The following is a 21763-nucleotide window of genomic DNA, read 5'->3' on the forward strand; positions in this document are numbered from 1 at the left end:
GAAATTCGCACATGTTGCTGCCGTTTCGGCAACGGCTATAGTGCCGCCGGGGGTCCCATGCGCTTTCACTCACCTTCCATCCAATACTTCCATGCCGTCCGCCGCACCGGCTCAATCCGCGCCGCAGCGCGCCTCCTGAACGTCGCCTCGTCCGCCGTCAGCCGCCAGATTCTCAAGCTTGAACAAGAGGTTGGATCGCCTCTGTTCGAGCGGAATGCGCGCGGCCTGACCCTGACGACGGTCGGCGAGATGCTCGCCCGCCACGTCATGAACGTGCTCCAGGACCTCGACCGTTTCCGCTCGGACGTGGCGTCCCTGTCCGGCGCCTGGCACGGCACTGTCAGCATCGCCTGCATCGAGTCCATCACCGAGTCGGTGTTGCCGGATCTGATCGCCTCGCACCGGACACGTGCCCGGCGCGTTAGCTTCACCGCAGAAATCATGGGATCTTCCGACGTGCTCGAAGCCTTGCGCCGGGGCGAGGCCGATATCGGCATCGCCATCGCGCTCAGGCATCCTCCGGACCTGCGGCAGGTCGCGCTGAAACGGTTTCGCCTCGGCGCGCTCGTTGCGCGCGAGCATCCGCTGGCGCGGCGCAAGACGGTGACACTGGAGCAATGCCTCGCCTTCCCCGTCATCCAGGCGCTGCCGGAGCTGTCGATCTACCATCTGCTCCAGCCCTTGATCGCGCAGCTCTCCGAGACGCCGGAGCCTGCGATCCAAGCCAACTCGATTGACCTGATGCGCGAGCTCGCCGCGCGCGGCGTCGGCGTCGCCTTCCAGACCCAGCTCGGCATCGGCCGGCTGTCGCGCGACGCGCAGCTCGTGTTCCTGCCGCTCGACAACGGCGGAAGCCCGGTGTGGTCGGATCTCGGCATCTATGTCCGCGCCGAACGCACCCTGCCCGCTTTCACCGAGTCCTTCCTCCAGGAACTCGTACGCGAGCTCGGCGAGCGCGAGCGCCGCGAGAGCGCGGCCTATCCGCAAGGAGCGTGATGAAGCGCCGCTGTCGTTTCCGCTGGCACGGAGCCAGCGTCTCTGATCAGGCCGGGCCACGCCTTCAAGCGTGACCGTTCTCCTTGCGATGTCCGTTCTCGCTGAGGCGGTCGACCCAGGCGATGCCGATCGCGGAGATGATGAAGGTCAGGTGGATCAGCACCTGCCACATCACGCCGGTCTCGGTGAAATTGCTGCGGGTGGTACCGAGATTGCCTGCCTCGATGAAGGTCCTGAGCAGCGAGATCGAGGAGATGCCGATGATCGCCATCGCAAGCTTGATCTTGAGCACGCTGGCGTTGACGTGACTGAGCCATTCCGGCTCGTCGGGATGGCCGCTCAGGTTGAGCCGGGACACGAACGTCTCGTAGCCGCCGACGATCACCATCACCAGGAGGTTCGAGATCATGACGACGTCGATCAGCCCGAGCACGATCAGCATGATCTGCTGCTCGCTGGCGTCGAACGAGTGCGCAACCAGGTGCCAGAGCTCCTTCAGGAACAGCAGCACATAGACGGCCTGCGCGATGATGAGGCCGACATAGAGCGGCACTTGCAGCCAGCGCGAGCCGAAGATCAGCTGGGCGAACGGGCCGATTTACGGCTGCGGCGAAGGCGCGACCGAAGCTGCTTGGGGTTCAGACGACATGGATCACTCCCGGGAAACAAAGGCAGGAAAACGAAAGCAGGACTTAGAGACTTGCGATAACCGGCGCGAGCTCGAGCGAGCCGCGATAGATCATCTCGATGGCGACGTAGACGATGATGGCGAGGCCGACATAGGCGATCCAGCGCTGCTTCTGGAGCACGCGGCCGAGCAGGTCGGCGGCGACGCCCATCAGCGCGACCGACAGAACCAGGCCGAAGACGAGGATGTAGGGGTGCTCGCGCGCCGCACCCGCGACCGCGAGCACGTTGTCGAGCGACATCGAGACGTCGGCGGCGACGATCTGCAGCGCCGCCTGCCCGAACGTTTTCCGCGGCGCCGGCGCGGCGGTCGCCCCACCGGCATGGCTGAACGCGGGCCGGTTCGCATGCGCAGCCTGCTCGCGCAGCTCGCGCCACATCTTCCAGCACACCCATAGCAGCAGCACGCCGCCGGCGAGCAGCAGGCCGATCACTTGCAGGAGCTGGGTCGCGACGCCGGCAAAGACGATGCGCAGTGCGGTCGCGGCGACGATCCCGACGACGATGGCGCGGCGGCGCTGATCGGCCGGAAGGCCTGCGGCCGCGAGACCGATGACGACGGCATTGTCGCCGGCGAGCACGAGGTCGATCAGGACGACCTGCAGCAGCGCGGTTAGCGCGTCGGCGGTGATGAATTCAGTCATGTTCGATCATTTTTCGGTGTGGACGGATCCAGCCAATGCGGCTTGCGGCGCTCGATCCAGTCGAAGACCTTTGAGCGCGACACGCGCAGCGCCGGCACGTCCTCGGCGAGCAGCGCGAGACCGAGCGGCAGCATCCAGATGCCGAGCACCGGCAGGAAGGACAGCACGCCACCGACGACGAGCAGCGCGCCCGAGGGAATCCGGACCCAGCGGCTGGACGGTTGCAGGAGATAGTCGACGCTGCTCGCAAGGCGCGGCGGCAGCCGCTGAACCAGCGCGTCAAGCCGCGGGTCGCCACCGGCCGGTTGACCGCTGGCGCCCTCGCCTCTCGTCCTTTGCTCGTCCGAAGCAGCACTCATGCTCACGCCTTCTCGGCGGCGCTGACGGCAGCCGGCCCGACCGGCTTCGCGCGCGGCAACACCAGCGTCAGCAGGCGCAACAGCTTGATCGCCTGCACCTCGTGCGGATGCACGTCCTCATCCGCGGCCGCGACGCGCTCCGACAGTTCGAGAAGATGAGAGGACAGCGACTGGTCCGAGACCGGCCGCAGCGTGTCGATCACCACATTGGCGAAATCAGGCTCTTCGAGCCGTTCGGCGAGCTCGTCGAACATCGAAAACAGGCGCTCCTCGCTGATGTGCGGCGCCAAGCCGCGTTCCCTGATGAAGCGGATCACCTCATCGCGCTCGACCGGCGACACGCGCCGGTCGGCCACGGCGACCAGCGCACCGGCGATCACCAGCGCCACCGCAGCCTGCTCGTTGAAGCTACGCGGCTCGGTGATCTCGAGTTCGATCGAGTTGGAAGTGTTGGCGTCAGACATCGTCGCTCCGTTATCTTGCGAAATGACCGCGCGGAGCTTCGATGGGGACGATTTGGTCGGAGAGAACTTAAGAGGGCCCGACGATCGGCCGATCCATCGCATTCGCGCGGGACAGGTCATCCGACATCGCGAGGTTTTGCTGACACAGTCAGCGTCCTCGCCAGAGGGGCCCGGATTCTTGTTCTCCCCAGACATAAAGCCGGGTGAGCCAGAATCAAGGCGACAAGAGTGCGACCAGCAGCCGCATCGGGGTTCCGTCCGCGCCGTCATTGCGAGCGCAGCGAAGCAATCCAGAATCCCTCCGCGGAAAGAGTCTGGATTGCTTCGCTGCGCTCGCAATGACGGAGTGTAGGCGCGAGCATCGGTCCTACCCGACGCGCTCCACAAGATGCGCGCGCGATGGTGACGGATCGAACCGGTCACCGAAATATTGCGTTTCGTGCGCCACTGATCCGTCGCGGAATTCCATGATGCTGACGACGTAGGACGGCACGCCGTCATAGGTCAGGATGAATTCGCTCACCCAGACATCACCGCCGCCGACGATCCGCCGGACCGTGAAGCGCTTTCTGTTCGGCTGCACGAAGCGGCTCTCCTGAATCTTGCGGCGGCCGCGAATTCGCTCGCCGGACTGCGGATAATCGAGCACGGCATCCTCGCGATAGATGTCATGCTCGGCCTCGAAATCGTTGGCATCCGAAGCGTCCCAATGATGCTGGAGCGCCGTCACCTTGGCCTGATCGTCCATCGAGATCTCCCTCTTGCGGTTTCTGCTCTTTAGGTCGGGCCGCAGACAGACCGCGGCAAGGCGGCCTCGCAACTCTAACAACGACTAACGTGCAAAAATGGGCCGCAAGGGAGAATTTTTATCCCTACGGCAAGGCTTACGTCGAAACGCCCGGCGAACGGGATTAGAACCACATTCCGACCCTCGTCGGCCGGACCAATGCCGGCCTGGAATGTGGATGATGCAGAAGAAAACCAATCCGGGCCGCATGGGCGCACGCCAGATCTACGAGGCGCTGCGCGACCAGATCATGTCGCTGGTCTACGGCACTGACGGCCTGCTGCCGTCATCGCGGGCGCTCGCGGACGAGATGGGCGTGGCGCGCTCGACCGTCACGATCGCCTACGAGCAGCTCGCCGCCGAAGGTTTTATCGAGACGCGCCATGGCGCCCGGCCGCGCGTGGCGCGCGCGGTGGTGGAGCGCGGACGCACGCGCGCGACGTCCCGGCCATCGACGCGCAAGGCGCGGCTTTCGACCTTCGGCGAGCGGCTGCGCCAGGACCCGCCTCACTGGTCCGCGCCGCCGCGCGGGCTTGTCGCGAACTTTCGTTATGGCGAGCTGTCGCCGTCGGACTTCCCGGTGCTGGCATGGAAGAAGGCCGTGACGGCTGCCATGGCGCGCAAGCCCGAGTGGCTCGCCTATGACGATCCCTGCGGTGCGCTGCGGCTGCGGACTGCGCTACAAGGTTATTTGTGGCGATCGCGCAGCGTCCGCTGCGACGTCGACCAGATCGTCGTCGTCAACGGCTCGCAGCAGGGCCTCGACATCTGTGCGCGCCTGCTGCTCGATGCCGGCGACCGCTTCGTGATGGAGGATCCCGGCTACCAGATGGCGCGGCACACCTTCGCGGCGACCGGCGCGGTCACGGTGCCTGTCACGGTCGATGCCGAAGGCCTTCAGACCGAGCGGCTCGACGGCATCGCGGCCCGCCTCGCCTATGTCACGCCGTCGCATCAATATCCGCTCGGCGGCGTCATGCCGATCGGCCGCCGGCACCAATTGCTGGCGTGGGCGCGCAAGAACGACGCTTACGTGATCGAGGACGATTACGACAGCGAGTACCGCTACGACACCAAGCCGATCCCGCCGCTGCATGCGCTGGAAGACAGTGATAACGTGATCTATCTCGGCACAGTCTCCAAGACGCTCTCGCCGACCTTGCGGATCGGCTACCTCGTGGTGCCGCAGGCGCTGCGATCCCTGTTCGCCGCCGCCAAGCAGATCATGGACCGGCACACGCCGCTGATCGAACAGGAGGCGCTTGCGGCGATGCTGGAGAGCGGCGCCTATGACAGCCATGTCAGGCGCGTGCGCCGGCGCAACGCCGAGCGGCAGCAGGCGCTGCTCGACGCCCTTCGCCGCCGCTTCGACGATCGTATCAGGATCGAGGGCGCGGCCGCGGGCCTGCATGTGGTGGCCTGGCTCGACGATGTGCCGCAGAAGCGCGAGGATGCATTGATCGAGGCGGCCCGCACCAAGGGCGTCGGCATCTATCCCGTCTCCGCGCTGTTCGCCGGCCCGCGCGGTGCGCGGAAGTCGGTCGGCCTTGTCATGGGTTATTCGGCGCTGGACACCGCGCAAATCGAACGGGGCTGCAGGCTCCTGGCGCAGGCGGTTGCCGAACTGGACTGATATAATCATATAAAACTGGCAGTTTCTTATAGTCCAGATTGCGGCTATCTCTGCAGTCAGAACGGAGACACGCCATGTACATTCCCCCCGCCTTTATCGACGACATCGAGAGCATCCGCGCGACCATCCACGCCTCCCGCCTTGCGAGCCTGGTCACGGCCACCACCGAAGGTCCGGTCGCCACGCCCTTGCCGCTGTTCCTCGACGAGAGCGAAGGCGAGCATGGCGTGCTGTACGGGCACGTAGCGAGGGCCAACCCGCAATGGAAGCAGCCGCCGATCGGCGATGCGCTCGCGATCTTCAGCGGTCCCGACGCCTATGTGACGCCGTCTTGGTACGCGACCAAGCAGGAGACCGAAAAGGTCGTGCCGACCTGGAATTACATCGCCGTGCATGCCTATGGCCCGGTGGAATTCTTCCAGGAGCCGGAGCGCCTGCTCGAAGCCGTGACGCGGCTGACCAAAAAGCACGAAGGCGCGCGTGCAAAGCCGTGGGCAGTCAGTGATGCCCCTGCCGATTTCGTCGCCGCGCAGCTGCGCGGGATCGTCGGCGTGCGCATCCCCGTGGTGCGGTTCGAAGGCAAGCGCAAGATGAGCCAGAACCGGCCCGACGCCGATCGCATCGGCGTCGCGCAAGGTCTCGCGGCAAGCGAGAACCATGGTGATCGCGAGGTCGCAGCCCTGATCCCGCTTCCGGTCTAGTCTCCGGTCTGCTTGCGCAGCCGCTGGGCGTATTCGGCGCCCCATCCGAGGCCGAGCGTCACGGAGATGAGCGAGCCGAGCAGCACGCCGAACTTCGCGGCGTCAAGCAGCCTCTCGTCGGTAAACGCGAGCATGGCGATGAAGATCGACATCGTGAAGCCGATGCCGGCCAGCAGCCCGACGAGGCAGACGCCGCCCCAGGATACGCCCGGCGCCAGCCGGCATCCACCCGCGCGCACCGCAAGCCAGGTCGCACCGATCACGCCGATCGGCTTTCCGGCGCAGAGCGCAAGTCCGATGCCGAGCGCCACGAATTGCGCGCCGCCAGTGAATTCGGTGCTCCTGAGGTCGACGCCGGCATTGGCAAGCGCGAACAGCGGCATGATTGCGTAAGCGACCCAGGGATGCAGCGCCGCCTCCACGCGGATGACGGGCGGCACTGTCTCGGGATCCGCCGAGCGGACCGGCGTGATCAAGCCGAGCACGACGCCCGCAAGTGTCGGATGCACGCCGGCCATAAGGAACCCTGCCCAGACGAGGAGGGCTGGCAGGACGTAGGCAAAGGCCGAGCCGAAGCCGAGCCGTTGAAATCCCAGCGCCATGAGAACACCGAGCAATGCAACAACAAAGCCGTTGAGATCGAGTCCATTGCTGTAGAACAGCGCGATAATGAGAACTGCGATGATGTCGTCGATGATGGCCAGAGCGAGCAGAAAGACCCTGATATTGGCGGGGATTGATCGTCCTAGCAGGGCGAGCACACCGACTGCAAAAGCGATGTCCGTTGCAGTTGGAATCGCCCAGCCTTGAATGCGGTTCGCGACGTTATTGAAGCTCAGGTAGATCAGCGCCGGGACGACGACACCGCCGACGGCGGCCAGCACCGGCAGAATGGCCTGATCGAACCTGCTCAGCGCGCCCTCGTGGATTTCACGACGGACCTCCATGCCGACGACCAGGAAGAAGACCGTCATCAGCGCGTCGTTGATCCAGAAATGCAGAGGTCTGACAAAGCCGAGCTCGCCAAGGCGAAGTGAAATCGGCAGGTTCCAGACGTCGTGATACGAATGGGCGAATGGCGAGTTGGCCCAGAGCAATGCGGCAGCCGCAGCTATCAGCAGCACGACGCCACTGACGGCCTCGACATGCAGGAATTGCTGGAGCGCCGTGAGCGCTCGCTCGACGAAAAACGGGGATCTGGGCAGGTGCCTGCCGGGCAGTTGATCGTTCATGGGCGCACGCATCCTGCGTGGCGGCCCGACCATCGCTTGACCTGTCGCTGCCCTAGTGCAGCGAGCACCCGGGGCTGTTCTACATCGCGCTGCGATTAGCGCAACCCCTGCCCGATGCCATCGTGTCAGCCGGCAGCCGGAACCCTGATGCAGTGCGTACGACGACATCGCCGTCGCGTCGCGATGGATCGCGGCATCGACCATATCGGAGACGCGCACCGGCACCGGACAGCGCGCGCCAGCGCCGTCATAGCGCTCGCGCAAGCTTCGCCGACGAAAATATCTCTTCTGAACTTGCTACGCCGCAGAGGAATTCATGACTGACATCGCCTGGTGCGCCGGTTGCGGCCACAGCCTGGTCCCGATCCTGTCCGAGAAGGGCCTGACAACGCCGAGCTGCTTCTGGTGCGAGGGCATCGACGCGCGGACCGTGGAGATGGCGAAGTGGGCGGACAGCCCGGCCGGCAAACCGGATCGGGCCGCGCCGCACTCCATTGATTGAGCCACGCTCTGCGTCAAGCCCTCGCCACTAGGCGTAGACCGAACACAGACGCGACGGTCGGGGCGGCAGCAGCAACCAGCCTTCGCGTCGGCCGGCGCCGCGGGATGAAGAAACTGTTGACGAGGATCGGCTCGTTGTCGCCAAGCGCGGTTCGCTCCTTCACCAGCCCGCTCATGACCAAGCGCATCTTGATGAGGTCCTGCGCCACGAAGCTGCAGTCCTCATCGCGATTGATCTGCTCATGCATGATCGCTTCAGCCTCGCGCATGCTGACGCGGAGCGCTCTGATCGTTCTGCGGATATCGTTGATGCGGTTGTCCATGGCTGCCTCTCCATCTCGGTCGCAGCATAAGAACAAAACATGAACATATTGTCAATCGCCGTCCTGACGAATTGCGACGCCACCGCCGATCGGCAGAAGGCACAACTGCCCGCGCACTGGCGAGGCTTGCTGACAAATTAGCCAGCTCGAGCCGCTCTCCTGGAAGCGCGAGGCGCTGGCGCTGCGCCGGACGGTCAAGCCAATCGGGCGATCTAACCTAGTGTGCAACCACCGGATTTTTTCCTGGCCGGGCTCGCCGCGTCACCGCGCGGGCCCGTTTGCTGATCCGCAAGCCAACTGGCCCAAAATTCGCAGTGACATTGCAAGCTGGCAATGGCGCAGAGCGGAGAACGTCATGAACGTGCATGCTGCGGGCGATCTCAGGACGACCGGCCTCACTCATCCGAATGGCGCGCCGCTCCGGCTCAACACCCGGGATTTTGTGGCGATCGATCGCGACCGGAATGCGAAGTTCGAAGCGACGTATCGTCCGCAAGCCCTCTACAACCGCGCCAACGAAGGCTTTCACGCCAACAACGAAACCTTCCTGCTGCACGAAGTCGCGACCAATCTGCCGATCTACCGCCCCGACACCGGCCCCACCGACTTCCATCTGCATCTGCCGCCGGGCGGGTTTCAGCTCGTGCTGGTCACCTCGGGCGCCTTCACCTTCGACTATGACGGTCGTTTCTATAATGTCGGCCCGGGCGCGGTGATGCTGCAAAGCGCGATCGTGCATCGCCAGCTGTTCTACACCTGGTCGGGCCTGTCGACCGAAGAGAATTTGAAGACGCCGCAGACGGTGGTGCCGGATCCGATCTCGATGGGCTATTCCGGCAAATTCCTCGAAGCCTTCATCACCGATCCCACCACCTTTCCGAATCCGACCATCGTCGGCCCGGATCAGATCGACGAAGCCGAGACGCCGCGCGTGGCGTGGAGCCATCCGCTGCACGATCGCCCGGCCGATGGAGGCTTCTGGCTTCAGGATCCCCTCGCACTGGATGCACTGTTCAAGCCGCTCGTCGACGGCCCCATCAAATCCGCGTTGCCGGTCTATGTGCGCGATATCGGGATCGAGACTCCAAGCGGCCATCTCGTCACCGGCCACATCATCGCAACCGACCCGCGCGGCCACTCGCTCTTGCCAAAGAGCACGTCGATCGCCGCGGAGGCCGACTGCTTCGCCAAGGGCGAGGTCGTGATCTATCGCGTCATTCGCGGCACGGCCGAATTCAGGAAGAAGGCCGGCGAGACCTTTGAGCTCGCAGCCGGCGATGTCGTGACGGCGGGCAAGGATTCGATCAGCCTCGTCAGCGTCGGCGAAAACACCCAGGTCCTGCGGCTCGGCCTGCTCAAAGGCATGAACGATCTTCGCAGCTGGACGCCGACGCAACGCGACGAGATCGATGGCCTGGCCGGTCAGATCATCACGCAGAAGGACATTCGTCCCCTGCGCACCGAAGGCAAGCCGGTCGGCTATCTGTACGCGTAGGCACGAGGCCGACGCAACGCATCCGGTTCTCTGCGTCGCAGGTCTTGTCTGCTGAAGAGAGCTTGCCCCTCGGCGAATGCTGCTGGTAGTTCATAGGCGATCGAGATGCGCCTGGAGCACCAGCTTCGCCCGTGAGCCCCGAAATCACCAGAACCTGCGGAAGCTGCACCGCCTGCTGTGATGGCTGGCTGCAGATCGAGGTGCGCGGTCACAAGGTACGCAAGGGGCAACCGTGCCCGTTCAGCATCGCCCAGTGCTGCTCGATCTATCCGGAACGCCCGCAGCATCCCTGCCGCGAATTCATCTGCGGCTGGCTGGTCGCGTCGAGCCCGCTGCCGGATTGGATGCGGCCGGATCAATCCAGCATGATCATGCTGGCCGCCAATTTCTTCTGGCGCGGCTTGCCTGTCGACGTCGTGGTGCCTGTCGGTGAGCAGCCAAAGAAGAAGGCGCTGGATTGGCTGACGCGATTTTGCGCCGAGAACAGACGGCTGCTGGTCTACCAGATCGGCGATGAGTGGTTCGCGTTCGGACCACCCGTGTTCCAGACCGACATCGCCAACCGTCTCGCGCGTGGCGAAACGCCGTGGGGCGATTGACCCCAAGGGCCGGAAGCCGCTCGCCTTTTTGACAAGGAACCAGTTCGGCGCACCACAATGCGGCAGATCGCCGCGCGACACGCTTTGTCGGGAATAGTTGCTGATCAGACACAGTCGGGCCGGAAAGGGAGCTAAACCACAAGAGCCCGTTGTATATGGTATCTGGCATACATTAGCTTCCGCTTTATCCCGGGCCCATTGAGAGTCCGCGGCGATAGAGGGGAAACACGATGAGGAAGGCCTTTCTGCTCGGCACAGGCTTTGCGGCACTTTGTGCAACCACGATTAGCCATCCCTTGAATGCTGCAACCATGGATGACGTCATTGCGCGCCTCGATGCGCTCGAGCGCAGCAACGCCAAGCTCGCGAAGGAGAACACGCAGCTTCGCGAACGCGTCAATCACATCGGCGAGTCGAAGGCCGCGGTGACGGCCGTCGCCCCGGCCTCGCCGAAGGGCAATCCGGTTCTGCACGCGGCGGTCGCGCCCTCACCAGCGCCTGCGCCCGAGCACACCGTCGTCAGCATCGGCGGCGCTCCGCTCTACAGCAAGGCGCCCGGCGCCAATCCGTTCATCGACAACACGACCGTGACGCTCTACGGCCACGTCGATCTCTCGGGCGACATCTTCAATGCGGGCGTCTACGACCAGGGGACGAAATTCGGGGTCTCCAGCAACCTCACCTATTTCGGCGTTCGCGCGCGGCACAACCTCGATCCCTATGGCTATCCCGGATGGGCGGCCATCGCGCAGTTCGAATCCCTTGTGGAAGTCGCGGCCGTTCCGACCGAACGCGCGGCGTTCGGCACGCGCGACAGCTTCCTCGGCATGGAAAGCCCCTGGGGCGCGATCAAGGCCGGCAAGGCGGACACGCCTTACAAGAAGGCGACGGCGAAGTTCGATCCGTTCTCGGCCACGCTCGGCGACTACAACTCGATCATCGGCAACACCGGCGGCGACCTCCGCGCCGAGTTCGATTGGCGCGCCGCGCATGCGATCTGGTATGAATCGCCGGTGTGGAACGGCTTCCAGGCCACCGTCATGCTGTCGCCCGGACAGAACACGGCGAGGGACAACAGCGACTTTGCGCTCGGCGATTTCAACTGTCCTGCGACATCGTCGCGCGGCAGCGGCTCGGGCTTCCCGCTGACATCGGCGCCGGAAGGCTGCACCGACGGCTCCTACGGCAATCTCTACAGCGCGTCGCTGACCTACAATCAGGCCGGGTTCACGGGGGTCGCCGCCTACGAATTCCACGAAGGAACCAACCGAACCGGCGACGAGGCGGTGACACCCCTGAGCAACGGCGGCGTTCTGACCGTGCCGGCGGGCGCAGTCGGCATCGCCAACGAATGGGCAGCGAAAGTCGGCGCGGGCTACAAGTTCAACGACATGATCGGAAGCCTGCAGCTCTACGGCATCTACGAGATCATGCGCCGCGAGCACACGGTTGCCGCCTTCAACGAGCGCTCGCGCGACGGCTACTTCGTGAGCGCGACCCAGACGGTCGACAAATGGGATGTCAGCGCATCATGGGCTCACGCCAACGCGTCGCCTGGCTCGCCGGGCACCGGCGTCCTCAATGCCTATCCCACCCCCGGGGTCACGGTCTCCGCTCCAGCCGGTGCCGCCGACTTCGCGCTCAACAGTGTGGACTCAAGCGCGGACCAGTACGCACTCGGCGTGAAGTATCACTTCAGCCCGTTCGTGAGCTGGTACCTGGTGGGCAGCTATCTCCGCAACGGACCCGGCGCACATTACTGCCTCGGCGTCAGCGGGCACGGCTACGGCGTTTGCGGACGCGACGCCAACAACAACGTCGTTGCCGGCAACAAGGCCGAAGCGGTCACCACTGGCATGACGTTCGACTTCTGACCGGAAGAGAAGACAGCGGGGAGCCGGTTGCGGCTCCCCGTCGTGAGCGCCTACTCCGCCGCCTGGCGCACGTGGCGCGCGGTCGGTGTGCGCATCGTCACCAGCTCTTCGGCCGCGGTCGGATGCAGCGCGATGGTCGCATCGAAATCGGCCTTGGTCGCCTTCATCTTCACCGCAATCGCGACGACTTGCGTGACCTCGGCGGCACCATCGCCGACGATGTGACAGCCAAGCACGCGGTCGGTCGAGCCATCGACGACGAGCTTCATCAGCACGCGGGTATCACGGCCCGACATCGTCGCCTTGATCGGGCGGAACGTCGTCTTGTAGATGTCGACGTGGCTGAACTGCGCGCGCGCTTCGGTTTCCGTCAGACCGACGGTGCCGACCTCCGGCTGCGAGAACACCGCGGTCGGGATGGTGGAATGATCGACCTGCACCGTACGCTTGCCGAACACGGTGTCGGCAAAGGCATGGCCCTCGCGGATCGCGACCGGCGTCAAATTGTGGCGATGGGTGACGTCGCCGATCGCGTAGATGCTGTCGACCGAGCTCTTCGAGAAATGATCGACCGCGATACCGCCATTCCTGGGGTTGATGGCGACGCCGGCCTTCTCCAGGCCGAGATTGGCCACCGCCGGATGGCGGCCGATCGCGAACATCACCTGGTCGGACGCGAGGCTCGATCCGTTCGACAGATGCGTGGTGAATTCCTCGCCATTGCGATCGAAATGGCGATCGACCTTGTTCACCGTGCAGCCGGTGAGAATGGTGATGCCCTGCTTCTCCATCTCGCTGCGGACGTGCGCACGGACGTCTTCGTCGAAGCCGCGCAGAATATTGTCGCCGCGATAGATCACGGTGACGTCGGAGCCGAAGCCGGCGAAGATGCCGGCGAACTCCAGCGCGATATAGCCGCCGCCCTGGATCACGATCCGCTTCGGAAGCTTCTTCAGATGAAACGCCTCGTTGGACGAGATCACATGCTCGATGCCCGGGATCGCCGCGCCGTGATTGGGCGCGCCACCGGTGGCGATCAGGATGTATTTTGCGGTGATCTTCCTGTCGTCTGCGAGCAGGCGAATGGTGTGCTTGTCCTCGATCAGCGCCCGACTCTTGACGATCCGCGCGCCCGACTTCTCGACATTGGCCGTGTAGGCCGCCTCCAGCCGCGCGATCTCCTTGTCCTTGTTGGCAATCAGCGTCGCCCAGTCGAAGGTCGCGGACGGAACGGTCCAGCCGAAGCCGGCGGCATCCTCGAGCTCTTGACGGACATGCGAGCCGATCACGAACAGCTTCTTCGGCACGCAGCCGCGGATCACGCAGGTGCCGCCCATGCGGTACTCTTCCGCGATCATCACGCGGGCGCCGTATCCGGCCGCGATGCGGGCGGCACGCACGCCGCCCGAACCGCCACCGATGACAAAGAGGTCGACGTCGAATTCAGCCATTGTCCACTCCGACCTCTTCAACCCAAGCCGCGACGCGCTTTGGGGTTTCCTGATCAGCTATCCTGTCAGATAGGTATTGTCACATTTCCTTGCCACGCTTCTTCATCTCGGCGCGGAACGCGCTCGCGACGACCTCGGAGAAGTTCTGCGCCCACGCGTTCATGACCTGCATGCTGAGGCTGATGGCCTTGGGCTCGTTGGTGATCAGCTTCTGGCCGAGCGGCGACTTATAGAACGCGACGAGATCCTTCAGCTCCTGCTCGGTGAACTCGCCGGCATAGACGCCCACCATGCCATCGCCGATCTCCTGCTCGCGGCCGGCAAGCTGCTTGGTGATGATCGGGGCGAGCTCGTTGAGATCCTTCTGGTAGTTGAGGTTCTGGCCGATCAGCGTGCCCTTGACCTTCTCCACCATGCCGGGCACGGCGTTGGCGTACATCGCGCTGGCATTCTTCAGCGTCAAAATCTCCCTCGCCGCCGCAATCGACGCCGCAGAGGGTGCTGCCGGCTGCTGCGCGGTCGCAGGCGCTGCCCCCAGCGCGAGCGCGAAGGCGAGGCACGCAGCAGGCACGATCTTCAAAACACTCTTCATTCTAGTCTCCTTTCGGCTTTCGCCGTTCAATCACGCGAATTCCCTCGCCACCCGCCAAAACAGCCGAGCTGGCCAAGCCGATGAACAACCCATGCTCGACCACGCCGGGGATCGCGCTCAACGCCCTGGCGAGGCTGGGCGGATCCACGATACGTCCGAGCTGGGCATCGACGATCCAGTGGCCGCCATCGGTGACGAAAACGTGGCCATCCTTGTCCCCGCCCTTGGCCTTGCGAACCGCCATTTGCCCGGAAACGCCGCATTCCGCAAATGCCTTCTCGATCGCCCGACGCGTCGCGCCGAGCCCGAACGGAATGACCTCGATGGGCAGCGGAAAGCCGCCGAGCGTCGGCACCCATTTGGTGTCGTCGGCAATCACGATCATGCGATCCGAGGCTGCCGCCACGATCTTCTCACGCAGCAGCGCACCGCCACCGCCCTTGATCAGGTTGAGCTCGGGATCGATCTCGTCGGCGCCGTCGACGGTAATGTCGAGATGCTCGATCTCATCCAGCGTCGTCAGCGGCACGCCGCAACGCTCCGCATCGGCGCGGGTCGCCTCCGAGGTCGGCACGCCGATCACCTTGAGTCCGGCGGCGACGCGTTCGCCCAGCAGCTCGACAAAATGCTTGGCGGTCGAGCCGGTGCCGAGGCCGAGCTGCATGCCGTCACGCACCTCTTCCAGCGCGCGCGCCGCAGCCTGCCGCTTCAACTGGTCCATGTTCACGTCTGGGCTCGCCTCTCAAATCAGGAGTGCCGCAGGTATCGTCGGCCGCGGCGGGCCTATGTAGCCTCGTTTTTCCCCGGAGAACAGGGTCTGGGAACAGGCCTATAAGCCGATCTTATGATCCCGCCCCTTGCGCCGGTACGGCCGGGCCGGTAGCGCTGGGATCATGACCTCCCCCTACACCCTCGTCTTCGATCTCGACGGCACGCTTGTGGATACGGCGCCCGACCTGATCACTGCGCTAAATCACGTGCTCGACCGCGAAGGCCTGCCGCCGGTGCCGATGGCCTCGGCCCGCAACATGATCGGCGCCGGCGCCCGCAAGCTGATCGAGCGGGGCCTGGAGGCCGAGGGCCGCACGGTCACGCCGGCCGACATGGACCGGATGACGGCAGATTTCATCGCCTATTACGCCGATCATATCGCGGTCGAATCGCAGCCGTTCGAGGGGCTGCTGGACGCGCTCGACCTGTTTGCGGCTCAGGGCCATCGTCTCGCGGTCTGCACCAACAAGCTGGAATGGCTGTCGAAGCGGCTCCTGGACCAGCTCGACCTGAGCCGGCGGTTCGCGGCGATCTGCGGCGCGGACACTTTTGGGGTCCAGAAGCCCGATCCGACCATTTTCCGCGAGACCGTGGCGCGGGCCGGAGGCGAGGTCAAAGCCAGCATCATGGTCGGCGACGCCGGGACCGATGTCGGCGTCGCCCGGCGCGCCGGGGTGCCCGTGATCGGGGTCAGTTTCGGCTACACGGACGTGCCAATCGCCGAGCTGAAGCCGGACCGGCTGATCCATCACATGCGCGACCTGCCGGCCGCCGCCCACAGCCTGATGACGGTTTCGGCGCCAGGCAAGGCCCTGATATAGCTGGGTTATTCCAGGGAACCCCGCGTTAACCATCTATTAACTATGCGCGCTCCGCCGGTTGCTTGCCTCAGGCGACGCTCCTAAGGTCCTGACGGGGTTATGTGGCGGTTCGTCGCAGTAAAGTGGATGGTCATGCGTCGTGTCATCGCGATTGCGCTAGCAGGAGCGAGCCTGGGTGGCTGCTCCTCGATGTCTTGGGACATGTTCAAATCGGCACCGCCAACGGTCCAGGTCCGGCTCGAATCCAATCCCCCGGGGGCCGACGCCAGGACGTCGCTCGGACCGGGCTGCAAGACCCCCTGCTCGGTCTCGGTTCCCGCGCCGGAGGCTCCGTTCACCGTCGACTACGCCCTCAATAAGTACCAGCCGACCAGCGTGCCGGTGAACGTGATCAAGAATCCCGGCGATTTCACCACGCCCGCCTCGGTGACCACCGATCCAAACCCGGTGTTCGCGGAGCTTCAGCCGGCGGTGCCGCCCAAGCCCGCGAAGAAGAAGCCGCACCGGCCGAAGAGGCCGAAACCGGCCGCAGCCGCACCCGCCGCGGCGCCGGCCGATGCTGCAGCGCCCGCAGCCGGTTCTGCGTTCCCCGATCCGAATGCGGGCAAGCGTTAATCCAAGCGTTGTCAATCCAAGCGTTGTTAATCTATGTATACCACCCGATTGTCCTCTGCCTGCGCGATGCTTAGATTGCGTCCGGAGCATCGCTGAAGCAAAGATGCGTCCGTCGCCGTAAGTGACCAGGCAGTTGGCAAGGCAGTTGGTATGAACGGATCTCCCGCGACCTCCCGCACCGCGCTCTCGAGCGCGATGACCGATCCGTTCGGGCGGACCATCACTTACCTGCGCGTCTCCGTCACCGATCGCTGCGATCTGCGCTGCTTCTATTGCATGTCGGAAGACATGACGTTCCTGCCCAAGGCCGATCTGCTGACGCTCGAGGAACTCGACCGGCTCTGTTCCGCCTTCATCGCCAAGGGCGTGAAGAAGCTGCGGCTCACCGGCGGCGAACCCTTGGTCCGGCGCAATGTGATGTCACTGGTGCGCTCGCTGTCGCGCCATCTCACTAGCGGCGCGTTGGGCGAGCTGACGCTGACGACAAACGGCACGCAACTCGCAAAACATGCCCGGGAGCTCGCCGATTGTGGCGTTCGCCGCATCAACGTCTCGCTCGACACGCTCGATCCCAGGAAGTTTCGCGAGATCACGCGCTGGGGCGAGATCGACAAGGTGCACGAGGGTATCGAAGCCGCGCGCGCCGCTGGCCTCGCGGTGAAGATCAACGCGGTGGCGCTGAAGAACCTCAACGAGGACGAGCTCCCCGATCTGATGCGCTGGGCCCACGGCAAGGGCATGGGGCTGACCCTGATCGAGGTCATGCCGATGGGCGAGATCGGTTCGGGCCGTATCGACCAGTATCTGCCGCTGTCGCTGGTGCGTGCGCGGCTCGCCCAGCAGTTCACGCTGACGGACCTCGCGGAAAGCACCGGCGGCCCGGCGCGCTACGTCAGTGTCGCCGAGACCGGCGGCAAGCTCGGCTTCATCACGCCGATGACCCACAATTTCTGCGAATCCTGCAACCGGGTACGCATCACCTGCACGGGCACGCTGCACACCTGTCTCGGCCACGAGGATGCCTCCGATTTGCGCAAACCTCTGCGTGCATCCGACGACGACACGCTGCTTGCGGCTGCGATCGATCGCGCCATCGGGCTGAAGCCCAAGGGCCACGACTTCATCATCGACCGCCGCCACGACCGTCCCAGCGTCTCCCGGCACATGAGCGTGACCGGCGGCTAGTTGACCCGCCGACGCCCGGGCAATTTCCCTTAACTATCAGCAAACTTCCAATTGACGGACGGCACGCCCGCTGGTTTTGTGCGGCGGCCTCATGCCTGCGCGGCGAGACAAGCCGAGCGCGCCGAGTCGGCGCAGACAAGACGGCCGGGGCACAAGCGGGGAGGACCTATCATTGACAGCGCTCCTGAAATTGAGCGGCAGGATCGACGCGTTTACACGCTGGACCGGCAAGCGCCTGGCCTGGCTGATTCTGGTCGCCGTCATCATCTCGGCGGCAAATGCGATCGTGCGCAAGGCCTTCGACACCTCGTCCAATTCCTGGCTCGAGCTACAGTGGGTCCTGTTCAGCATCGTGTTCCTGCTGTGCTCATCCTGGACGCTGCTCGACAACGAGCACATCCGGATCGATATCGTCAACGCCATGCTACCGAAGCCGGTTCGCAACATCATTGACGTGATCGGACACCTGTTCTTCCTGATCCCGCTGACGGTCGTCATGCTTGTCACCGGCGTGCCTTTCTTCCTGCGCTCGTTCCAGATCAACGAGCAATCAGGCAATGCCGGCGGCCTCCCGCAATGGCCGGCCAAGTCACTCGTCATGATCGGCTTCGCGCTGCTGCTCGTGCAGGCCATCTCCGAGGTGATTAAACGGGTCGCCATCATGCGCGGCATGATTCCGGATCCGCACGAGTCGCAGATTTCGGCGCTGGAGGCCGAAGTCGAGCACCTCGTTGAAGCGATCGAAAAAAAGTAGTTGGCGAGCGGCCTTCGTAGGGAGATTCAATGACCGCGTTTATTATCGCCAATATGGCGCCGATCATGTTTGCGTCGCTGGTGTTCGTGCTGCTGCTCGGCTATCCGGCGGCGTTTTCACTCGGTGCCGTAGGCCTGTTCTACGCCGTGATCGGCATCGAGCTCGGTCAATTCCATCCGGACTTTCTCCAGGCCCTGCCCGAGCGCGTCTACGGCGTAATGAACAACGACACGCTGCTAGCTATTCCGTTCTTCACTTTCATGGGGCTGGTGCTGGAGCGTTCCGGCATGGCCGAAGATCTGCTCGATACGATCGGCCAATTGTTCGGCACCATCCGCGGCGGCCTCGCCTATGCCGTCGTTTTCGTCGGCGCGCTGCTCGCGGCCACGACCGGCGTGGTCGCCGCATCGGTGATCTCGATGGGCCTGATCTCGCTGCCGATCATGCTGCGCTACGGCTACGACCGCCGCGTTGCGACCGGCATCATCGCCGCGTCCGGCACGCTGGCGCAGATCATCCCGCCTTCGCTCGTTCTGATCGTGATGGCTGACCAGCTCGGCAAGTCGGTCGGCGACATGTACGAGGGTGCATTCATTCCGGGTCTCGTGCTCGCAGGCCTCTATGCCGGCTACGCTTTTCTCGTCAGCTTGATCTTTCCAAAAGCGGTGCCGGGTCTTCCGAAGGAGGCGATCGGCTTCCGGGAGGACAGCGGCAGCCGCGGCCTGACGTCGCTCGGCGTGCTGTTCCTTGCGAGCTGCGTCTTCGGCTGGTTCATGATGCGGAATTCGGAGACGCATGGCGCCGACTTCGTCGTGCTGAGCATGTTCTTCGGCATCATCTTCGCGTTCGCCGTCGCCGTCGTGAACTGGATCATCGACAAGCTCACGGGCTTCCGTTTCCTTTCGAAAATGGCGCAGCAGACTACCTTCGTGATGGTGCCGCCGCTGTTCCTGATTTTCCTAGTGCTGGGCACGATCTTCATCGGCATCGCCACCCCGACAGAAGGCGGCGCGATGGGGGCCGCCGGCGCCCTGATTCTCGGTGCCGCGAAGCGGCGGCTGAACTGGGACCTGGTTCGCCAGGCCACCGAATCGACGGCCAAGCTGTCTGCCTTCGTCGTTTTCATTCTGGTCGGCGCGCGCGTGTTCTCGCTCACCTTCTACGGCGTCAGCGGCCACGTCTGGGTCGAGCATCTCCTGACCTCGCTGCCCGGCGGTCAGATCGGTTTCCTGCTCTTCGTCAACGCCTTCGTGTTCGTGCTGGCGTTCTTCCTCGACTTCTTCGAGCTCGCCTTCATTGTAATCCCCTTGCTCGGCCCCGCCGCCGAGCATCTCGGCATCGACCTGATCTGGTTCGGCGTCATTCTCGGCGTGAACATGCAGACCTCGTTCATGCACCCGCCGTTCGGCTTCGCATTGTTCTATCTGCGCTCGGTCGCGCCGAAGGAGCGCTATAATGACCGCGTCACCGGCAAGCGCATGGAGCCGGTCACGACCGGCCAGATCTATTGGGGCGCGGTGCCATTCGTGGTGATCCAGGTCATCATGGTCGTGCTGGTGATCACGTTCCCGTCGATGGTGATGCACTACAAGGGCGTGCAGTCGACCGTCGATCCGAACACCATCAAGATCGAGATCCCGCAAATCGATCTGCCGCCACTCGATTTCGGCCAGCCACAGAAGTAGCTGACGCGGACCGTCTGGCCTCTGCGTTCCAGGGCAATCACATGTGGGAGCGATTCCCGTGTGGCCATCCTTCGAGACGCCCGCCGTTGGCGGGCCCTCAGGATGAGGACCGGGTGTGCGGCCGTAGTTTTGACGAGCACCGATGCCGCTTAGCCTCATCCTGAGGAGACCGCGAAGCGGTCGTCTCGAAGGACGAGGCGCGCACTCAGCGGCGTGACAAGCGCCGGAAACGCAGGCATACCGGGCCATCCTCCAACAATGGACCGCCGCGCATGTCCCGATCGCTCCCTGCCCCATCGTTCGTTGGTTCGTTGATCGCGTCGCTCTGGCTGGCATGCGCCGCAACCGTCGCGCATGCCGCGCCGGTGGCGGATGTCCATACACTGGCGCAGAAGGAGCAGCAGCCGCTGCTCGACACGCTGCGCGATCTCGTCAGCATCGAATCCGGCAGCAAGGATGTCGAGGGCCTGAACCTGATCGCAGGCCGCGTCGCCGACCAGCTCAAGCAGATCGGCGGCACGGTGGAGATCCTGCAGCCCACCGACATCTATCGCCTCGACGACACGCCGGAGAAGATCGGCCCGGCCGTGCACGCCGTCTTCAAGGGCACCGGAGCTAAGAAGATCATGCTGATCGCCCATATGGACACCGTGTACCTGAAGGGCATGCTGAAGGACCAGCCGTTCCGCATCGACGGCGACAAGGCCTACGGCCTCGGCATTGCCGACGACAAGCAAGGCGTCGCCCTCATTCTCCACACCGTGGCGATGCTGCAGAAGCTCAACTTCAAAGACTACGGCACGCTCACCGTGCTGACCAATGGCGACGAGGAGATCTCCTCGCCCGGCTGGCGCAGCACCATCACCAAATTCGCCGCCGATCAGGACGTCGTGTTCTCGTTCGAGGGCGGCGGCACCGACGGCACGCTGCGGCTCGCCACCAGCGGCATCGGCTCGGCCTACCTCACGGTGACCGGCAAGTCCTCGCATGCGGGCGCGCGGCCGGAGGGCGGCATCAATGCGCTCTATGAGCTCTCGCACCAGGTGCTGCAGATGAAGGACCTGTCAAAGCCCGAGCAGGGCCTGAAGCTGAACTGGACCGTCTCCAAGGCCGGCACCAACCGCAACGTGATCCCCGCCGAGGCCACCGCCCAGGCCGATGCGCGCGCGCTCAAGGTCGCCGATTTCGACGAGCTGGAGAAGGCGCTGCAGGACAAGATCAGGAATCGCCTGCTGCCCGATTCCAAGGTCGAGCTGAAGTTCGAGGTGCGCCGTCCGCCGCTGGAAGCCAACGACGCCTCGCGGCATGTCGCGGCCTACGGCAAGACGATCTATCAGGAGCTCGGGATGCCCCTCAAGGTCGACGAGAAGGCGACAGGCGGCGGCACCGATGCCGCGTTTGCCGCGCTCAAGACCAAGGGCGCCGTGGTCGAAGGAATGGGCCTGTCGGGCTTCGGCGCGCATTCCAACGATGCCGAATATGTGAAGCTCGATACCATCGTGCCGCGTCTCTACCTGACCACGCGCATGATCATGGATCTGTCGACCGGCAAGCTGAAATAGCCGCCCCTTCTTCCTTCTCCCCTTGTGGGAGA

The 21763-nt window shown here is 64.2% G+C and carries 23 protein-coding genes; 13 read left to right on the forward strand and 10 right to left on the reverse strand.

What is annotated here, in order from left to right; all coding sequences use genetic code 11:
• The first annotated feature begins 57 nt into the window (after nt 1-57).
• A complete protein-coding gene (locus ABIC09_RS13220; protein WP_354109523.1) occupies nt 58-996 on the forward strand; it encodes a LysR family transcriptional regulator in 939 nt (312 codons plus the stop codon).
• A 64-nt stretch (nt 997-1060) separates the two neighbouring features.
• Here ABIC09_RS13220 and ABIC09_RS13225 read toward each other — a convergent pair whose 3' ends face one another.
• The 5 genes from ABIC09_RS13225 to ABIC09_RS13245 all read right to left on the reverse strand — a co-directional run bounded on the left by ABIC09_RS13225 (nt 1061) and on the right by ABIC09_RS13245 (nt 3898).
• Complete coding sequence (locus tag ABIC09_RS13225; protein ID WP_354109674.1) at nt 1061-1594, reverse strand: TIGR00645 family protein; 534 nt, start codon at nt 1592-1594, stop codon at nt 1061-1063.
• A gap of 94 nt (nt 1595-1688) precedes the next feature.
• A complete protein-coding gene (locus tag ABIC09_RS13230; RefSeq protein ID WP_354109524.1) occupies nt 1689-2327 on the reverse strand; it encodes a TerC family protein in 639 nt (212 codons plus the stop codon).
• Nucleotides 2324-2686: a hypothetical protein gene (locus ABIC09_RS13235; protein ID WP_354109525.1), complete on the reverse strand. Its 363-nt coding sequence runs from the start codon at nt 2684-2686 to the stop codon at nt 2324-2326. The genes ABIC09_RS13230 and ABIC09_RS13235 overlap by 4 nt, the downstream gene beginning before the upstream one ends.
• A 2-nt stretch (nt 2687-2688) precedes the next feature.
• Nucleotides 2689-3150 carry a TerB family tellurite resistance protein gene (locus ABIC09_RS13240; RefSeq protein WP_354033840.1) on the reverse strand — a complete coding sequence of 154 codons (462 nt, stop codon included), beginning with the start codon at nt 3148-3150 and terminating at the stop codon, nt 2689-2691.
• Between the two features lie 367 nt (nt 3151-3517).
• Entirely contained in the window at nt 3518-3898 is a 381-nt protein-coding gene (locus ABIC09_RS13245) for a nuclear transport factor 2 family protein (RefSeq protein WP_354109526.1), read from the reverse strand.
• A gap of 217 nt (nt 3899-4115) precedes the next feature.
• Between ABIC09_RS13245 and pdxR the strand changes: the two genes are divergently transcribed.
• Both pdxR and ABIC09_RS13255 read left to right on the forward strand, forming a co-directional pair.
• On the forward strand, nt 4116-5570 hold the full coding sequence (pdxR, locus tag ABIC09_RS13250; protein ID WP_354109527.1) for a MocR-like pyridoxine biosynthesis transcription factor PdxR: 1455 nt from the start codon (nt 4116-4118) through the stop codon (nt 5568-5570).
• 74 nt (nt 5571-5644) lie between these two features.
• Nucleotides 5645-6271: an FMN-binding negative transcriptional regulator gene (locus ABIC09_RS13255; protein WP_148753165.1), complete on the forward strand. Its 627-nt coding sequence runs from the start codon at nt 5645-5647 to the stop codon at nt 6269-6271.
• Here the strand turns inward: ABIC09_RS13255 and nhaA are convergent.
• Nucleotides 6268-7503, reverse strand: a complete 1236-nt coding sequence (gene nhaA / locus ABIC09_RS13260; RefSeq protein ID WP_354085392.1) for a Na+/H+ antiporter NhaA — start codon at nt 7501-7503, stop codon at nt 6268-6270. The two genes, ABIC09_RS13255 and nhaA, sit on opposite strands and share 4 nt — an antisense overlap.
• 316 nt (nt 7504-7819) lie before the next feature.
• Between nhaA and ABIC09_RS13265 the strand changes: the two genes are divergently transcribed.
• Complete coding sequence (locus ABIC09_RS13265) at nt 7820-8005, forward strand: hypothetical protein (RefSeq protein WP_354109528.1); 186 nt, start codon at nt 7820-7822, stop codon at nt 8003-8005.
• 13 nt (nt 8006-8018) lie between these two features.
• On the opposite strand, the gene ABIC09_RS13270 is transcribed toward ABIC09_RS13265, so the two are convergent.
• On the reverse strand, nt 8019-8327 hold the full coding sequence (locus tag ABIC09_RS13270; RefSeq protein WP_354109529.1) for a hypothetical protein: 309 nt from the start codon (nt 8325-8327) through the stop codon (nt 8019-8021).
• 355 nt (nt 8328-8682) lie between these two features.
• On the opposite strand from ABIC09_RS13270, the gene ABIC09_RS13275 reads away from it, so the two are divergent.
• The 3 genes from ABIC09_RS13275 to ABIC09_RS13285 all read left to right on the forward strand — a co-directional run bounded on the left by ABIC09_RS13275 (nt 8683) and on the right by ABIC09_RS13285 (nt 12295).
• The gene (locus ABIC09_RS13275; RefSeq protein ID WP_354109530.1) at nt 8683-9822 is read left to right on the forward strand and encodes a hypothetical protein; all 1140 of its coding nucleotides are present in this window, start codon (nt 8683-8685) and stop codon (nt 9820-9822) included.
• Nucleotides 9823-9953: 131 nt separating this feature from the next.
• The gene (locus ABIC09_RS13280; protein ID WP_148753169.1) at nt 9954-10421 is read left to right on the forward strand and encodes a hypothetical protein; all 468 of its coding nucleotides are present in this window, start codon (nt 9954-9956) and stop codon (nt 10419-10421) included.
• Between the two features lie 230 nt (nt 10422-10651).
• The gene (locus ABIC09_RS13285) at nt 10652-12295 is read left to right on the forward strand and encodes a porin (RefSeq protein WP_354109531.1); all 1644 of its coding nucleotides are present in this window, start codon (nt 10652-10654) and stop codon (nt 12293-12295) included.
• A 50-nt stretch (nt 12296-12345) separates the two neighbouring features.
• Here ABIC09_RS13285 and gor read toward each other — a convergent pair whose 3' ends face one another.
• From gor to rpiA, 3 genes are all read right to left on the reverse strand, one after another.
• Complete coding sequence (gor, locus tag ABIC09_RS13290) at nt 12346-13746, reverse strand: glutathione-disulfide reductase (RefSeq protein ID WP_354109532.1); 1401 nt, start codon at nt 13744-13746, stop codon at nt 12346-12348.
• A 79-nt stretch (nt 13747-13825) separates the two neighbouring features.
• The gene (locus ABIC09_RS13295) at nt 13826-14338 is read right to left on the reverse strand and encodes a DUF2059 domain-containing protein (RefSeq protein ID WP_148753172.1); all 513 of its coding nucleotides are present in this window, start codon (nt 14336-14338) and stop codon (nt 13826-13828) included.
• A 1-nt stretch (nt 14339) separates the two neighbouring features.
• The gene (gene rpiA / locus ABIC09_RS13300; protein ID WP_148753173.1) at nt 14340-15065 is read right to left on the reverse strand and encodes a ribose-5-phosphate isomerase RpiA; all 726 of its coding nucleotides are present in this window, start codon (nt 15063-15065) and stop codon (nt 14340-14342) included.
• A gap of 166 nt (nt 15066-15231) precedes the next feature.
• Between rpiA and ABIC09_RS13305 the strand changes: the two genes are divergently transcribed.
• The 6 genes from ABIC09_RS13305 (at nt 15232) to ABIC09_RS13330 (ending at nt 21731) form a co-directional block, all read left to right on the forward strand.
• Nucleotides 15232-15930 carry an HAD family hydrolase gene (locus tag ABIC09_RS13305; RefSeq protein ID WP_354109533.1) on the forward strand — a complete coding sequence of 233 codons (699 nt, stop codon included), beginning with the start codon at nt 15232-15234 and terminating at the stop codon, nt 15928-15930.
• A gap of 132 nt (nt 15931-16062) precedes the next feature.
• Nucleotides 16063-16545 carry a hypothetical protein gene (locus ABIC09_RS13310; RefSeq protein ID WP_354109534.1) on the forward strand — a complete coding sequence of 161 codons (483 nt, stop codon included), beginning with the start codon at nt 16063-16065 and terminating at the stop codon, nt 16543-16545.
• Nucleotides 16546-16695: 150 nt separating this feature from the next.
• Nucleotides 16696-17730 (forward strand): GTP 3',8-cyclase MoaA, encoded by a 1035-nt coding sequence (gene moaA / locus ABIC09_RS13315; RefSeq protein ID WP_354109535.1) that lies wholly within the window; start codon nt 16696-16698, stop codon nt 17728-17730.
• Nucleotides 17731-17902: 172 nt separating this feature from the next.
• Nucleotides 17903-18484: a TRAP transporter small permease subunit gene (locus tag ABIC09_RS13320; protein ID WP_148753177.1), complete on the forward strand. Its 582-nt coding sequence runs from the start codon at nt 17903-17905 to the stop codon at nt 18482-18484.
• A 29-nt stretch (nt 18485-18513) separates the two neighbouring features.
• Nucleotides 18514-20169 carry a TRAP transporter large permease gene (locus ABIC09_RS13325; RefSeq protein ID WP_354109536.1) on the forward strand — a complete coding sequence of 552 codons (1656 nt, stop codon included), beginning with the start codon at nt 18514-18516 and terminating at the stop codon, nt 20167-20169.
• Nucleotides 20170-20441: 272 nt separating this feature from the next.
• On the forward strand, nt 20442-21731 hold the full coding sequence (locus ABIC09_RS13330) for a M20/M25/M40 family metallo-hydrolase (protein WP_354085399.1): 1290 nt from the start codon (nt 20442-20444) through the stop codon (nt 21729-21731).
• The last annotated feature ends 32 nt before the right edge of the window (nt 21732-21763 follow it).

It is taken from the genome of Bradyrhizobium sp. S3.12.5, assembly GCF_040548225.1.
Classification (GTDB): Bacteria; Pseudomonadota; Alphaproteobacteria; order Rhizobiales; family Xanthobacteraceae; genus Bradyrhizobium; species Bradyrhizobium cytisi.

Excerpts from the sequence above, each read along its gene's own strand:
- pdxR (WP_354109527.1), top strand. The coding sequence starts at position 4,116 with ATGATGCAGAAGAAAACCAATCCGGGCCGCATGGGCGCACGCCAGATC.
- ABIC09_RS13305 (WP_354109533.1), top strand. The coding sequence starts at position 15,232 with ATGACCTCCCCCTACACCCTCGTCTTCGATCTCGACGGCACGCTTGTG.
- nhaA (WP_354085392.1), bottom strand. The coding sequence starts at position 7,503 with ATGAACGATCAACTGCCCGGCAGGCACCTGCCCAGATCCCCGTTTTTC.
- ABIC09_RS13245 (WP_354109526.1), bottom strand. The coding sequence starts at position 3,898 with ATGGACGATCAGGCCAAGGTGACGGCGCTCCAGCATCATTGGGACGCT.
- ABIC09_RS13295 (WP_148753172.1), bottom strand. The coding sequence starts at position 14,338 with ATGAAGAGTGTTTTGAAGATCGTGCCTGCTGCGTGCCTCGCCTTCGCG.
- ABIC09_RS13230 (WP_354109524.1), bottom strand. The coding sequence starts at position 2,327 with ATGACTGAATTCATCACCGCCGACGCGCTAACCGCGCTGCTGCAGGTC.
- ABIC09_RS13255 (WP_148753165.1), top strand. The coding sequence starts at position 5,645 with ATGTACATTCCCCCCGCCTTTATCGACGACATCGAGAGCATCCGCGCG.
- ABIC09_RS13265 (WP_354109528.1), top strand. The coding sequence starts at position 7,820 with ATGACTGACATCGCCTGGTGCGCCGGTTGCGGCCACAGCCTGGTCCCG.
- ABIC09_RS13330 (WP_354085399.1), top strand. The coding sequence starts at position 20,442 with ATGTCCCGATCGCTCCCTGCCCCATCGTTCGTTGGTTCGTTGATCGCG.
- ABIC09_RS13240 (WP_354033840.1), bottom strand. The coding sequence starts at position 3,150 with ATGTCTGACGCCAACACTTCCAACTCGATCGAACTCGAGATCACCGAG.
- ABIC09_RS13275 (WP_354109530.1), top strand. The coding sequence starts at position 8,683 with ATGAACGTGCATGCTGCGGGCGATCTCAGGACGACCGGCCTCACTCAT.
- ABIC09_RS13235 (WP_354109525.1), bottom strand. The coding sequence starts at position 2,686 with ATGAGTGCTGCTTCGGACGAGCAAAGGACGAGAGGCGAGGGCGCCAGC.
- moaA (WP_354109535.1), top strand. The coding sequence starts at position 16,696 with ATGAACGGATCTCCCGCGACCTCCCGCACCGCGCTCTCGAGCGCGATG.
- ABIC09_RS13325 (WP_354109536.1), top strand. The coding sequence starts at position 18,514 with ATGACCGCGTTTATTATCGCCAATATGGCGCCGATCATGTTTGCGTCG.
- ABIC09_RS13220 (WP_354109523.1), top strand. The coding sequence starts at position 58 with ATGCGCTTTCACTCACCTTCCATCCAATACTTCCATGCCGTCCGCCGC.
- ABIC09_RS13270 (WP_354109529.1), bottom strand. The coding sequence starts at position 8,327 with ATGGACAACCGCATCAACGATATCCGCAGAACGATCAGAGCGCTCCGC.
- gor (WP_354109532.1), bottom strand. The coding sequence starts at position 13,746 with ATGGCTGAATTCGACGTCGACCTCTTTGTCATCGGTGGCGGTTCGGGC.
- ABIC09_RS13285 (WP_354109531.1), top strand. The coding sequence starts at position 10,652 with ATGAGGAAGGCCTTTCTGCTCGGCACAGGCTTTGCGGCACTTTGTGCA.
- ABIC09_RS13310 (WP_354109534.1), top strand. The coding sequence starts at position 16,063 with ATGCGTCGTGTCATCGCGATTGCGCTAGCAGGAGCGAGCCTGGGTGGC.